Origin of the sequence: Pseudomonas taetrolens, assembly GCF_900475285.1 — a bacterium.
GTDB classification, from domain to species: Bacteria; Pseudomonadota; Gammaproteobacteria; order Pseudomonadales; family Pseudomonadaceae; genus Aquipseudomonas; species Aquipseudomonas taetrolens.
Genome location: NZ_LS483370.1, coordinates 2,411,280 through 2,423,942 on the forward strand (window position 1 = coordinate 2,411,280; position 12,663 = coordinate 2,423,942).

The 12,663-nt window shown below is 59.1% G+C and carries 12 protein-coding genes; 7 read left to right on the top strand and 5 right to left on the bottom strand.

The annotated features are described in order from the left end of the window. The first annotated feature begins 4 nt into the window (after nt 1–4). On the top strand, nt 5–1,300 hold the full coding sequence (locus DQN55_RS11040; RefSeq protein WP_048379973.1) for an ATP-binding protein: 1,296 nt from the start codon (nt 5–7) through the stop codon (nt 1,298–1,300). A 1-nt stretch (nt 1,301) separates the two neighbouring features. Here DQN55_RS11040 and rarD (DQN55_RS11045) read toward each other — a convergent pair whose 3' ends face one another. The 3 genes from rarD (DQN55_RS11045) to DQN55_RS11055 form a co-directional block, all read right to left on the bottom strand. After that, complete coding sequence (gene rarD / locus DQN55_RS11045; protein ID WP_048379971.1) at nt 1,302–2,183, bottom strand: EamA family transporter RarD; 882 nt, start codon at nt 2,181–2,183, stop codon at nt 1,302–1,304. Between the two features lie 285 nt (nt 2,184–2,468). Then, nucleotides 2,469–3,353, bottom strand: a complete 885-nt coding sequence (rarD, locus tag DQN55_RS11050; protein ID WP_048379969.1) for an EamA family transporter RarD — start codon at nt 3,351–3,353, stop codon at nt 2,469–2,471. Between the two features lie 234 nt (nt 3,354–3,587). Further along, nucleotides 3,588–4,901 (bottom strand): MFS transporter, encoded by a 1,314-nt coding sequence (locus tag DQN55_RS11055; protein ID WP_048379967.1) that lies wholly within the window; start codon nt 4,899–4,901, stop codon nt 3,588–3,590. Nucleotides 4,902–5,059: 158 nt separating this feature from the next. On the opposite strand from DQN55_RS11055, the gene DQN55_RS11060 reads away from it, so the two are divergent. The 6 genes from DQN55_RS11060 (at nt 5,060) to DQN55_RS11085 (ending at nt 10,865) form a co-directional block, all read left to right on the top strand. Beyond that, a complete protein-coding gene (locus DQN55_RS11060; RefSeq protein ID WP_048379962.1) occupies nt 5,060–6,160 on the top strand; it encodes a sugar diacid recognition domain-containing protein in 1,101 nt (366 codons plus the stop codon). A gap of 176 nt (nt 6,161–6,336) precedes the next feature. Further along, nucleotides 6,337–7,491, top strand: a complete 1,155-nt coding sequence (locus DQN55_RS11065; protein WP_048379961.1) for a glycerate kinase — start codon at nt 6,337–6,339, stop codon at nt 7,489–7,491. 113 nt (nt 7,492–7,604) lie between these two features. Beyond that, nucleotides 7,605–8,948, top strand: coding sequence for a CDP-diacylglycerol--serine O-phosphatidyltransferase (pssA, locus tag DQN55_RS11070; RefSeq protein ID WP_048379952.1), 1,344 nt, complete (start codon nt 7,605–7,607; stop codon nt 8,946–8,948). Nucleotides 8,949–9,244: 296 nt separating this feature from the next. Continuing rightward, the gene (locus DQN55_RS11075) at nt 9,245–9,850 is read left to right on the top strand and encodes an SCO family protein (protein WP_048379949.1); all 606 of its coding nucleotides are present in this window, start codon (nt 9,245–9,247) and stop codon (nt 9,848–9,850) included. A gap of 29 nt (nt 9,851–9,879) precedes the next feature. After that, entirely contained in the window at nt 9,880–10,347 is a 468-nt protein-coding gene (locus DQN55_RS11080; protein WP_048379948.1) for a copper chaperone PCu(A)C, read from the top strand. Nucleotides 10,348–10,361: 14 nt separating this feature from the next. Continuing rightward, nucleotides 10,362–10,865 carry a GNAT family N-acetyltransferase gene (locus DQN55_RS11085; protein WP_048379946.1) on the top strand — a complete coding sequence of 168 codons (504 nt, stop codon included), beginning with the start codon at nt 10,362–10,364 and terminating at the stop codon, nt 10,863–10,865. Nucleotides 10,866–10,869: 4 nt separating this feature from the next. Here the strand turns inward: DQN55_RS11085 and DQN55_RS11090 are convergent, their stop codons facing one another. Then, nucleotides 10,870–12,213: an OprD family porin gene (locus tag DQN55_RS11090; protein ID WP_048379944.1), complete on the bottom strand. Its 1,344-nt coding sequence runs from the start codon at nt 12,211–12,213 to the stop codon at nt 10,870–10,872. Further along, the gene (locus tag DQN55_RS11095) at nt 12,210–12,650 is read right to left on the bottom strand and encodes a pseudoazurin (RefSeq protein ID WP_048379942.1); all 441 of its coding nucleotides are present in this window, start codon (nt 12,648–12,650) and stop codon (nt 12,210–12,212) included. Before DQN55_RS11095 ends, DQN55_RS11090 begins: the two co-directional genes overlap by 4 nt. Nucleotides 12,651–12,663 lie beyond the last annotated feature (13 nt).

Consider the following 12,663-nt stretch of genomic DNA (forward strand, 5'->3'; position numbering starts at 1 on the left):
CCCCATGTTCAAGCTACTGATTCGACTGTATCTGGTCACGATAGTCACCTTTGGTGCCGCCATTTATGTGGTTCCCGAGTTGATTGTGGCCCTGTTCCACGACCGCTTCATGAGCTACAACGTCGACATGTCCCGCGGGATGCAGACCCTGCTGGTGAAACAGTTCCAGCCGTTGCCGGCCGAGCAGTGGCCCGGCCTTGCGCGGGATCTCGACGCTCAGTTCTCGCCGTTGCGGGTTAATTTGTTGCCCATTGCCGATCCCAGGTTCACGGCCGATGAGCAGCGCCAGTTACAGCAAGGGCAGGGTGTATTACGCATCGGCGAATGGGGCTGGCGGACGCGGGTGGTATCGCCGCTTGACGGGAATCAGGCCATTGAGCTGGTCATGCCGCCTGACCCGTTCGACATGAACGTGCTGTACTGGAGTATCAACGTACTGATCGGTGCAGCCTTGCTGGGTGGTCTGTTGCTGTGGTTGCGCCCGCACTGGCGGGATCTGGAGCGACTCAAGCGCACGGCCGAACGGATCGGGCATGGAGAGCTGAGTGTGCGGACCCAGATACCGCGCAGTTCCAACATCCACGGGCTGGCTACGGTGTTTGACACCATGGCGCAAGACGTTGAAAACCTGCTCAATCAGCAGCGTGACTTGCTCAATGCGGTATCCCACGAACTGCGTACCCCTCTGACCCGACTGGATTTTGGCCTGGCACTGGTCATGTGCGACGACTTGCCCGAGGCCAGTCGTGAGCGCTTGCAGGTGCTGGTCGGACATATTCGAGAACTGGATGAACTGGTGCTTGAGTTGCTTTCGTTCAGTCGCCTGCAAAACCCGGCGTTGGTTCCTGATCGGGTAGAGGTGGCACTGGACGAATTTGTCGACAGTATCCTCGGCAGTTTTGATGAAGAGCTCGAAGCCCCGGAGATCGTGCTCGACGTGCGACTGGAGGGCGCCCAGCAACGTTTTGCCCTGGACCCGCGGCTGACTGCCCGCGCCCTGCAAAACTTGCTGCGCAATGCCATGCGTTACTGCGAGCGGCGCATCCAGGTGGAAGTCAAGGTCACCGCGCAGGGGTGTGAGGTGTGCGTGGATGACGATGGTATCGGCATTCCCGAGCAAGAGCGCGAGCGCGTCTTCGAGCCGTTCTATCGGCTGGACCGCAGTCGCGACCGGGCGACAGGAGGCTTTGGGCTGGGACTGGCTATCAGTCGACGCGCCCTGGAAGCCCAGGGCGGCACCTTGAATATTGAGCAGTCACCTTTGGGCGGTGCTCGTTTCAGACTGTGGTTACCGGCTTGAATCACATCGAGCGGCGTTGACGGCTTACATGCTTCAAGCCTTCGATGACCAGCACGCCAACGGCGAGCCAGATCGGGCCGTAGGTCAGCCACTGGCCTTCTTCGAGGCTGTCGCCCAGTAACAGGGCGACGGCTACCAACAGCACGGGCTCCACGTAGCTGAGCAGACCGAACAGGCTGAACGGCAGCAGGCGACTGGCCAGGATATAGGCAAAGCCCGCAGCCGCACTGATGATGCCCATCAATGGTACCAGCGCGTACAAAGCTTCGCGCTGTTCACCCAGGTTGTTGTGACCGCCTGCCAGTACGAACAGCAAGGCCACTGGCACCATCAACAGCATGTCCAGCCACAGGCCGCCCAGATTGTCGATGCCGATCTTTTTGCGCAGTACGAAGTACATTGGATAACCAATGGCGACGACCAGCGTGGTCCAGGAGAAACCGCCTGTGCGATACAGTTCGTTTGCTACACCGATGACGGCGAGTGCGGTGGCTATTTTCTGCAGGTGCGACAGGTGTTCGCCGTAAACGATACGACCGGTAAGAATCATCGTCAGTGGCAGCAGGAAGTAACCCAGCGACACATCAAGACCATGCCCGTTCAGCGGTCCCCACATAAACATCCACAGCTGCAGGCCGACCAGAAAGCTGGTGAGCATGACGCACGGGATCAAGAGGGGGGTTTGGCGCAAACGCTGAAATATGAGGGGGACCCATTTCCAGTCGCCTGAAAGAAAGATAAAGAGTGTCATGAAGGGCAGCGAAATGAGTATTCGCCAGCCGAAGATTTCCTGGCCATCAAGGGGCCAAAGAAGGGAAGTGAAGTAATACAGAACGCCGAACAAGCAGGAAGCTAAAATCGATAGAACAATGCCTTTAGACACGACAACCTCAATGGATCTACTACGTTACTCATTTAGAGTGGGTACATAGCTTGAGGCTCTTGGGGGTCGTTGGCAAATGTCTTTTAAACCAATTAGTTGGCCTAAACTCTTGGCAAAAACCATCAGCCTTAAATTCTCCTAGCAAATACTGGGCCAAAGCCGTTTTAAACAGGCGTTCGTGCTGGATGAAAAAAAGATCAACGGTAGCTCCGCAGGAGGCTGCAAGGGCGGGAGCGGGGGGCGAAGCCGCTCAGCGCCTGCTGCACATTCTGTTTCAGCGCAGCGCTATACAGGTCGGCGTTGACGTACCAGGTGTTTGAATCCCTCAAACGCCAGCACCATTACCGCCAGCCAGATAGGAAGATAGGTCAGCCATTGGCCCGCGCTGATACTTTCGCCCAACAGCAATGCCACAAAGACCAGCAATACCGGCTCGACATAGCTCAGCAAGCCGAACAGGCTGAATGCCAGCATCCGGCTGGCCAGGATGTAGCTGATCAAGGCCAGCGCGCTGATGGCGCCCAACAACGGAATCAACGCGTATAACGCAGGTCGATGGCTGGCCACATCAAACCCTTGCTCGCCACTTTGCACAAACCACCAGGCAATCGGCAGCAATAACAGCATGTCGATCCATAGTCCGCCCAGGTTGTCAGTGCTTGCCCGCTTGCGCAGTACGAAATACAGGGGATAGCCGATGGCGACGACCAGCGTGGTCCAGGAGAAGCCTGCGACCCGATAGACCTCGTTAGCGACGCCGAGGATGGCCAGCGTTGCGGCGATTTTTTGCAGATGGGACAAATGTTCGCCATACACCAGGCGCCCGGTCACGAGCATGGTCAGCGGCAACAGAAAATACCCCAGCGATACATCGAGGCTGTGCCCGTTGAGCGGCGCCCACAGGAACAGCCACAGTTGCACCCCGACCAGCGCACTGGACACGATCAGCACGCCGCACAGGGCGGGTTGCTGACGCACACGGGAGAAAATCACGGGTACCCGTCGCCAGTCGCCTGAGAAACACATGAACAGGGTCATGCAGGGCAAGGTCAGAAGCATCCGCCAGCCGAAGATCTCTTCACCACTCAAGGGCCAGAGCAGGGATGTGAAGTAATACATGACACCGAACAGGCTCGATGCCAGAACCGATAAGACAATACCTTTAGACACAACAGCCTCGTTGAAACACGCATTTTGATTATTAGAAGTGCGTAGCTTGAGGCTCAGAGTGCTGTAGGGCAAATCGGAATGTGTAGCGCGTAGATGTTGCCGAAGGCTACGTCCGGCAGCGCAGCCTGCGCAAAGTCCCATGGCAAAGCGTTTCAGATGAAACGAAGGCCCGGGACTTGCGCGTGTCTGGCAATCGGACGTCGCTTGCGGAAACGACGATGAGCGTGTGTCACCTCATGCGTGGCGGATGCCCTTGGTCATGTGCAATGCCAACAGGCTGCCGCCGACAATGACACCGGCCAACATGTACAGGGCCACGTCGGTCGAGCCGGTAGCGTCTTTCACAAAACCCACCAGATACGGGCTCAGGAAGCCGGCCATTTGCCCCATTGAATTGATGATTGCCAGGCCGCCTGCAGCCGCACCGGCGCTGAGCATGGCGGTCGGGACTGGCCAGAACATCGGCAAGCCTGTCAGCGCGCCCATGGTGGCCAGGGTCAGCCCCATGATCGCGATGGCCGGCTGGGTGGCGAAGTTCACGGCAATCACCAGGCCCGCGGCGCCCATCAACATCGGTACCACCAAATGCCAACGGCGTTCTTTACGCAAGTCTGCTGAACGCCCCACCAGCAACATGAACACCGCTGCCAGCAAATAGGGGATCGCGCTGATCCAGCCAATCACCAGGTTATCGCTGAAACCCAGGTTCTTGATGATCGATGGCAGCCAGAAGTTGATCGCGTACACGCCGCTCTGGATGCAGAAATAGATCAGGCCAAACGCCCAGATCGCCGGATTTGTGAACACCGCCCCCAGCGAGTCGCTGGTGGTTGCCGGCTTGCGGTCGGTATCCAGCCGGTGATCGGCTTCCAGCACGGCACGCTCATGCGCGCCGAGCCATTTGGCGTTGGCAAAATTATCGCTGAGCAAGAAGATCGCCAGGCCACCCAGCAGGACTGTGGGCAGACCCTGCAGCAAAAACATCCACTGCCAGCCCGCAAGGCCACCCTGGCCTGCGGCAAAGTGATTGAGGATCCAGCCAGAGAATGGGCCGCCGATCAGTCCAGACACTGGAATGGCCGACATGAACAGCGCCATGATGCGACCGCGACGGAACGTCGGGAACCACTGCGAGAGATACAGCACCACACCCGGAAAGAAACCGGCTTCGGCCGCGCCGGTCAGCAGGCGCAAGGTATAGAACTGAGTGGGTGTCGTGACGAACATCAGGCAGGTCGACAGTAGGCCCCAGGTGATCATCATCACCGCGATCCAGCGTCGCGGGCCGAATCGGGTCAGCGCCAGATTGCTCGGCACGCCGCACAGCACGTAACCGATGAAGAAAATTCCGGCACCCAGGCCATAGACGGTTTCGCTGAATTTCAACGCGTCGAGCATCTGTAGCTTGGCGAAGCCAACGTTTACCCGGTCAAGGTAATTAAACAGATAGCAGATGAAAATGAAGGGGATCAATCGAAGGGTGATGCGCTTGTAGATGGCGTTTTTATCGTCATCGCTTATCAGTGGCGTGTTCGCGCTATGTGACATTCTATGTCTCTCTTTATTATGTTTTCTGGCGATCCGGAGTTAACGTTGATCGCTGCGTGAGTCTCGGTCACACCGGCGCTGCTGTCTTTGTGCTGCTGCACAGCTTTTGCCCGGGTTGCCTGTGCTCGTGAACAAATGCCTCCAAGGATAGACACCCTATGTTTGAACTGGATCATGATTTGGCGCAGGACATCGTTGATCGCGCGATGGCCATCTTGCCGTACAACGTGAATGTCATGGACAGCCAGGGCTTGATTCTGGGCAGCGGTGAGCCCGACCGCATCAACACCCGGCATGAGGGGGCGCAGTTGGTGCTGAGCAACGGGCGGGTGGTGGAGATCGACGTACAGACCGCCAAATGCCTGAAAGGCGTGCAGCCCGGCATCAACTTGCCGCTGCTCCTCGATCAGCGGTTGATTGGCGTGCTGGGGCTCACCGGCGATCCCGAAGCGCTGCGCACTTACGCCGAACTGGTGCGCATGACCGCAGAAATGCTGGTCGGGCAGCGTTATCAGCAGGCCGAACAACAGTGGCGGCGACAACGCTGCGACGATCTGGTGGCCTTGTTGCTGAGCGAAGGCGGGGATTCCCCGCGGCTGATCGACGAAGCCCAGCAGCTGGGGCTCAAGCCGCAGCTGTCACGGATTCCGTACCTGTTTGAGTTGGGCAAGGGGCACAGTGCCGAAGCCTTGAGTACCTGGCTGCAATCGCGCTATCCGGACAGTTGGTGCGTGACCCCGGCGACCGCTTCATTGCTCTGGTGTCGACCTGCAACTGCCGCCCTTGACGATCTGCGCTTGCTCGAAAAGCTGGATGCGCAGGGCTGGCACGTGTTGCGTATTGCCGCGGGCGGGCAGGCCGATGCCCTTAAAGGTTTGCGCCGTTGCTATCGGCGGGTTGGAGACTTGCTGGCCTATGGTCGAGATGTGTTGCCCCAGGCACGCCTGCTGCCCCTCGATCGCTACCGGTTGCCCGTGATGCTGTGGCGCCATCGCAATGATGATGCGCTTGAAGAGTTGCTCGGGCCCTTGCACAAAGTCGTGGCCAAGGACAGCAACGGCCAATTGATCGCAACCCTGCGCAGCTGGTGTGAACACGATGGTCAAAGTCAGGCCTGCGCCGATGCCCTGGGTATTCATCGCAACAGCCTGCGTTACCGCATGGAACGTATCGCTGAGTTAAGTGGCGTCGATCCGCTGAGCCTCAATGGCATGCTCGCGTTGTACCTGGGGGTGCAGTTGTTGCCCATGCAGCCGTAGAACCCATTAAGTCCGCAGTTTCGGGCTTTGGGCGAACAGGGGGAGGCGTCGGAGCCCTTCAGTCCGGCAGTCTTGTAACAATGAACAACAAACCCCGTGAATGCTTGTGCACCAGACTGGCGTGTTTGGCGGTGGTTACTGGCAGCATGGACAGCATAAGAACTGGAGACTCGCCCATGAAAATCGTGATTGCCCCCGACTCGTTCAAAGACAGCCTGAGCGCCCTAAAGGTGGCCGATGCCATTGCTGAAGGATTGGCCGAAGCATTGCCCGGTGCGCACCTGGTCAAATGTCCGATGGCCGATGGCGGCGAAGGCACGGTCGAGGCAATTGTCACCGCGGGAAATGGCCAACTGCGCCGTCATCAGGTGCAGGGGCCACTGGGCACTCCGGTTGACGCGCATTGGGGCTGGTTGCCTGACAGCCGCACAGCCATCATCGAAATGGCTGAAGCCAGCGGCTTGCAACTGGTGGCCCCGGGGCAGCGTGATGCGTGCACCAGCAGCACATTCGGAACCGGCCAGTTGATCAAGGCGGCGCTCGACGAAGGCGCGCAACGCATTATCCTGGCCATCGGCGGCAGTGCCACCAACGATGCTGGCGCGGGTGCGCTGCAGGCGCTGGGCCTGGGGCTGTTCGATGATCAAGGCAACGCCCTGGCGCGTGGTGGCCTGGCCCTGGCCAAGGTGGCGCGCATTGAACTGGCAGGCCTGGATACGCGCTTGGCCGACGTACGCTTTGAAATCGCCGCCGACGTCAACAACCCGCTGTGTGGCGACCACGGTGCTTCGGCGATTTTCGGTCCGCAAAAAGGCGCGTCTCCCGAGCAGGTGCTTGAGCTCGACCGAGCGCTGGGTCACTTTGCCGATCACTGTGCGCGGGTTTTACCCAGGGATGTACGTCAAGAGCCGGGATCGGGTGCCGCCGGAGGCCTCGGTTTTGCTGCGAAGGCGTTTTTTGGTGCGCAATTCCGGGCGGGTGTGGAGGTGGTTGCCGAACTGGTCGGGCTGGCGGACGCCGTCAAAGGGGCCGATCTGGTGATCACCGGCGAAGGACGATTCGACGCGCAAACCCTGCGCGGTAAAACGCCTTTTGGGGTGGCGCGGATTGCACAGCAGCAGGGCGTACCGGTTATCGTCCTGGCCGGCACGCTCGGTGAGGGCTATCAAAGCATGTACGAACACGGGGTCAATGCAGCGTTTGCCTTGACCAGTGGCCCGATGACCCTCGAAGAAGCCTGTATCCGGACCGCGCAATTGCTCACTGATCGGGCGCGGGATATCGCCCGTGTGTGGGCGTTGAGCCCGGCGGCAGGCTCAGCGCCACTGTAAACCTCGCGCCTGCTCGTGACAGCATGGTTGCCGCGCAACCTTCATCACGAGCAAGCCCGCGCAAAAATCGTGTAAGCTTTCGGGCTCTTCGCATTCGACCCTTAGCGAGCCCTATGCCGTCGTTCTTCAAGCGTTCCTTGTTGCCCAAATTACGCAGCTTTCCGTTGTCCGCCGATGCCTTTGGCATCTTGTCCGGTGCGGCCGAGTTCCGTCGTTGCCTGCTGGAAAAAATTGCCGGTGCCCGTCATCGCATCACGCTGGTGGCTTTGTATCTGCAACAGGACGAAGCCGGGCAGGAAATCCTCGATGCCCTGCACGCGGCCAAGGCAGCACGACCTGAACTGGAAATCGTTGTACTGGTTGACTGGCTGCGCGCCCAGCGCGGGTTGATCGGTGCTGGCAAACAGCCGGGCAACGCGGCCTGGTACCAGGCGCAAACCGCAGCCCACGATACCGAAGTGCCGATCTATGGCGTGCCGGTGCAAACCCGGGAACTGTTCGGGGTGCTGCACCTTAAAGGCTTTATCGTTGACGATTGCGTCATCTACAGCGGTGCCAGCCTGAACAACGTGTACCTGCACAAGTTCGACAAATACCGTTTCGACCGCTACCACGTGCTGCAAAACAAGGCGCTGGCGGATTCGATGCAGGGTTTCATCCAGGAAAACCTGCTCGCCACCAAGGCTGTGCACCGCCTTGATCTGCCTTCGCTGCCCAGCACCCGCAGCTTGCGCAGTGCCATCGGCGATTTGCGCAGCCGCCTGAAAAAAGCCAGCTATGACACCCACGGCGGTACGGTTGGGCACTTTGGCCTGTCAGTCAGCCCGCTGTTGGGCGTGGGCAAGAACAACCCGCTGAGCCGGGTGATTTGTGAGCTGATTGCCAGTGCCCAGCAACAACTGACCATTTGCACGCCGTACTTCAACCTGCCGTTACCGGTGACCCGTGAGATCAATCGGGCCCTGGAACGCGGGGTGAAAATCGATATCGTGGTCGGTGACAAGACGGCCAATGACTTCTACATCCCGCCGAGCGAACCCTTCAAAGTGATCGCGGCGTTGCCGTATCTGTATGAGCTGAGCTTGCGCCGTTTTGCCAAACGTCATCAGCGCATGATCGACAGCGGTTTGCTGAACCTGCACCTGTGGCGTGACGGCGACAACACCTATCACCTTAAAGGTATGTGGGTGGATGATCGCTACACGTTATTGACCGGCAACAACCTGAATCCGCGGGCCTTCCGGCTTGATCTGGAAAACGGTCTGTTGATCGATGACCCGCGGCGTGAACTGCTGGAGCCGCGGAGCAAGGAGCTGGAGGCCATTTTTGTCCATACCCAGCGCATCAGCAGTTTCAAGGATCTGGAAACACTGGTCGACTATCCGCCAGCAGTGGCCAGGTTCTTGCGACGGGTCAGCCGGGTTCGCATCGAGCGACTGTTGTACCGGATCCTCTGATCTGCCTGTTTCAGGACGCCCTCCATTGCAACACCGGGCTGAGGCAATTTGTCGCAGCGGCGCTGTGTCGCCCGGTTTTACTGGCTGACCGCCTATAAGCGCACTGGTTTGGGGCGCACTCGCCGTGCGCACACGGGGGGAGAGTGGTAAATTCAGCGCCCATGAAACGCGTGACCCCACAGCAATCGTGCGTTCTTGAAATGGCCAGCCATTGATCAAGACACGTACACACCTGCCACACAGTGCGCAGGGCAAAGGCTTTCTCTTCGGAGCAGGGCCGCTTAAAGGAACCTTCCATGAATGAATTACTGACTCGCCGCCACGTCGTGGCAGGTCTTGGCTTGCTCAGTCTCGGTCTGCTCGCCGGTTGCGATCCAAGCAGTGGTTTGTCGTACAAGTACGGTAAAGATTTGAGCAACGAAATCCTGGGCCGCAAGTTCAAGCTCAGGGATGCCGAAGGCAACGAAATGATGCTTGGCAGCTTCCGCGGCATGATGCCGATGATTTTCTTCGGTTTCACCCAGTGCCCGGCCGTGTGTCCGACGGCGCTGGCCCGTGCCGCGCAGATCAAGAAGATGATGGGCCCGGACGGTGACCGGCTGCAGGTGGTGTTTATCACCGTCGATCCTGAACGCGACAAGCCGGCCATGCTCGATGCCTACGTCAAAGCCTTCGACCCGAGCTTTATTGCCCTGTCCGGTACATTGGAAGAAACCGCGGCAACGGCTAAAGAGTTCAAGGTGTTCTACGAAAAGATCCCGACCGGGTCCTCGTACACGATGTCCCACACCGCGACCAGTTTCGTCTTTGATTCCCGCGGTGTGTTGCGCCTGGGCCTCTCGCCCTCGCTCTCGGCCAAACAGTGCACCGAAGACCTGCTGACCGTGATGTCGGTCTGCTAATCAACGCCTACCTTGCGAGAGACAAAACCATGAAGCCTGTTAAATACCTGTTGCTGTCGTTGCTGGGCATGAGCCTGCAGGTTTCTGCACAAACAGTGGTAGAGGATGCCTGGGTCCGTGCAACGGTCGCCGGACAGCCCTCGAGCGGTGCGTTCATGCACATCACCTCGACCACCGACAGCAAGCTGATCGACGTCAAATCCCCGGTTGCCGGAACGGTGCAAATCCATCAATCAACCATGGAAAACGACGTCATGAGCATGAAGTCAGTGGCCTCCGTGGCGTTGCCGGCCGGCAAGACCGTCAACATTGACCCTGAGGGTTATCACGTGATGTTGATGGACCTGGTCGGGCAGATCAAGGATGGCCAGGATGTGCCGCTGACGCTGGTGGTGGAAAATGCCAAGGGCGAGAAAGAGTCGATCGAAGTCACGGCCAAGGCCCGTGCCCTCAACAGCATGCCCATGCACCACCATGACCACGGTGCCATGCACTGACCGGTCAACCGGACATGGGCCTGCACACTATCCGTGCAGTGACGGCTGCCGAGGTTCCTGATGTTCTGGACTTTGTCATGCAGGCCCGGGCCGGACTGTTCCCGGCGCTAAGCGCCGGGGGCTTGCCGGCTGACCTGGCTGATTTTCGCCAGGTGTACCTGGAGGGCGAGGGGCGTTTTCTGATCGCCGTTGAAAACAGCCGGATAATCGGCTCTATCGGCTATCTACCCTACGACCGGCGCTTTGCGCAGCTCGATTATCGTGGCGCCAGGGTGGTGGAGGTCGTACGCCTGTTTGTGCTGCCCGAATACCGTCGTGCGGGGTTGGCGCGAGCGCTGTACCGTGCAGTGCAAGCGCTGGCTGCCGACATCGGGGTTGAAGTGATGTATCTGCACACTCATCCGTTTCTGCCCGGCGCCATTGAGTTCTGGGGGCGGCAGGGGTTTACGGTGGTTGATGTGGAAACCGATCCGGTATGGCAAACCACCCACATGGAATACCGCCTGCCAGTCGCCTGACAGGTCAGAACCGTCCACTCAACGGGTATTCGACGGCCAGGCGGATCTGATCCGTGTCCAGCTCTGCCTGAGCTGTGTTCCCCCGATGTACGTTGTGTCGCAACGACACGACCGCGCCCTTGGCGGCACCGCTCTGTACCACATAGCGCGCTTCCAGATCCCGCTCCCAGTGCTTGCCTCCTTTTCCGTAACCCAGATAGGCATAACCGCCCCGTGGGTCCACATGGCTGCCGTCAATCTGGCTGCCGCGCACATAAGCCGCGCTCAAGATCAGGCCCGGCATGCCCCAGGGCGTCATTGCAAGGTCGTAGCGTGCTTGCCACGATTGCTCGTTGGGTGCGTTGAAGTCAGACAATTGCAGTGCGTTACTGATGAAAATGGCGCCGCGGGTCACGTAGTCGAACGGGGTGTCACCGTGAACTTTCTGATAACCCAGGCTGAAGCTGTGCGGGCCTTGGGCATAGGTGCTCAGCAAACTCCAGGTGGTGTTGTCGATGCGTCCTGACAGTGCCTTGCCTTCATCCGTGGTGCGATAAAGGTTGAGGTTGAATGTCAGTGAACGGTTATCGTCAATGGCGTGGCTGAAGGTGCCGCCCAGGTAATGCTGGTTCCAGGTGTCTTCATAGCGCGAGCTATAAAGGCTGGCGCTGAGGTGCTTGTCAGGGGTGTACACCAGCCCGGCAAGGTCGAATGCATCGCCCTTGAGCGCATTCGAGTAGTTCACCGCAAAGCCCTGGTTATGGCTGCTGGCGTTGCGGTCGGTGCTCTCGGTGAAATGCCCGGCAACCATCTTCAGGTGGTTGAACTCGTTGCTGGTGAGGAACACACCGGTCGCTGTTTCTGGCAGTAATCGGCTGTCAGATGAGCTGAACACCGGTGTTTTCACCCGCTGTTCGCCGTAAGAGACAACGGTTGAAGAGATGCGCAGCTTTAACGCGGCGCCCCCTCGGCTGTAATTGTCCTTGGGGTGACCGTCATTATCCAGACTGAGCAAGCGCGCTTTGCCGGCCCGGCCACCACCGCTGTCCAGCTTGAGCCCGAGGTAGGCGTGGGCATCGACGCCTGCCCCGATCAAGCCCTGGGTAAAACCCGACTGCCAGGTGCCCATCAGGCCGTAGGCCCATTCTTCGGCGGCGTCATTGCGCTCTGAGCGAGGCTTGTAAGCATTGCGTGCAGCACCGTTACGGTCGCCGTGGCGATATTTACGACTGTCGTAGACCGTGCGATTGAGCACGCTCCAGGTGCTGTCTTCGATAAAACCGTTGGCGCTGGACTGGTCGGAGTCGGCCATGACCATCGGGCTGACAAGAGCAATCAACAGCGCGGAACGGCTGGCAACGGCAGTCATTTCGCGACCTGGCGGGACTGAAGGGCAAGGTTCAGGCGATCCAGCGTACGCTTGGGCAGCGTGGCAGGCAACACAGGGGCTGTCGCTGAAGGTGCGCCGACCTGGATCAACATCACCATGCCCATTGCCAGGTGTGGAATGCACTGGATGCCGTAGAGGCCCGGGACGGCAAAGGTCTGCTCTGTCTCCTGGTTGATCTGGCCCTTGAACGCCTGTGCGCCTTCAGGCAGCACGTCCGGCAGGCTGGCGGCGTTGTGACCGCTCTGGGTCGGGATGAATTTGACCGTATCACCGGGGGCAATCTGCAGGTAGTCCGGCTCATACACCATGCCCGCGTGAGCACTGCGGGTGAGCATCTTGACTTCATGGACTTGTCCGAGCGCAGACGAGCAAAGAACGGCCGAGGCCAGTAATAGTGTCAGAGAAGAAATTCGCATGTGTCGCCATCCA

Excerpts from the sequence above, each read along its gene's own strand:
- DQN55_RS11075 (WP_048379949.1), top strand. The coding sequence starts at position 9,245 with ATGAATGAATTACTGACTCGCCGCCACGTCGTGGCAGGTCTTGGCTTG.
- pssA (WP_048379952.1), top strand. The coding sequence starts at position 7,605 with ATGCCGTCGTTCTTCAAGCGTTCCTTGTTGCCCAAATTACGCAGCTTT.
- DQN55_RS11080 (WP_048379948.1), top strand. The coding sequence starts at position 9,880 with ATGAAGCCTGTTAAATACCTGTTGCTGTCGTTGCTGGGCATGAGCCTG.
- DQN55_RS11060 (WP_048379962.1), top strand. The coding sequence starts at position 5,060 with ATGTTTGAACTGGATCATGATTTGGCGCAGGACATCGTTGATCGCGCG.
- DQN55_RS11065 (WP_048379961.1), top strand. The coding sequence starts at position 6,337 with ATGAAAATCGTGATTGCCCCCGACTCGTTCAAAGACAGCCTGAGCGCC.
- DQN55_RS11085 (WP_048379946.1), top strand. The coding sequence starts at position 10,362 with ATGGGCCTGCACACTATCCGTGCAGTGACGGCTGCCGAGGTTCCTGAT.
- DQN55_RS11040 (WP_048379973.1), top strand. The coding sequence starts at position 5 with ATGTTCAAGCTACTGATTCGACTGTATCTGGTCACGATAGTCACCTTT.
- DQN55_RS11090 (WP_048379944.1), bottom strand. The coding sequence starts at position 12,213 with ATGACTGCCGTTGCCAGCCGTTCCGCGCTGTTGATTGCTCTTGTCAGC.
- DQN55_RS11055 (WP_048379967.1), bottom strand. The coding sequence starts at position 4,901 with ATGTCACATAGCGCGAACACGCCACTGATAAGCGATGACGATAAAAAC.
- DQN55_RS11095 (WP_048379942.1), bottom strand. The coding sequence starts at position 12,650 with ATGCGAATTTCTTCTCTGACACTATTACTGGCCTCGGCCGTTCTTTGC.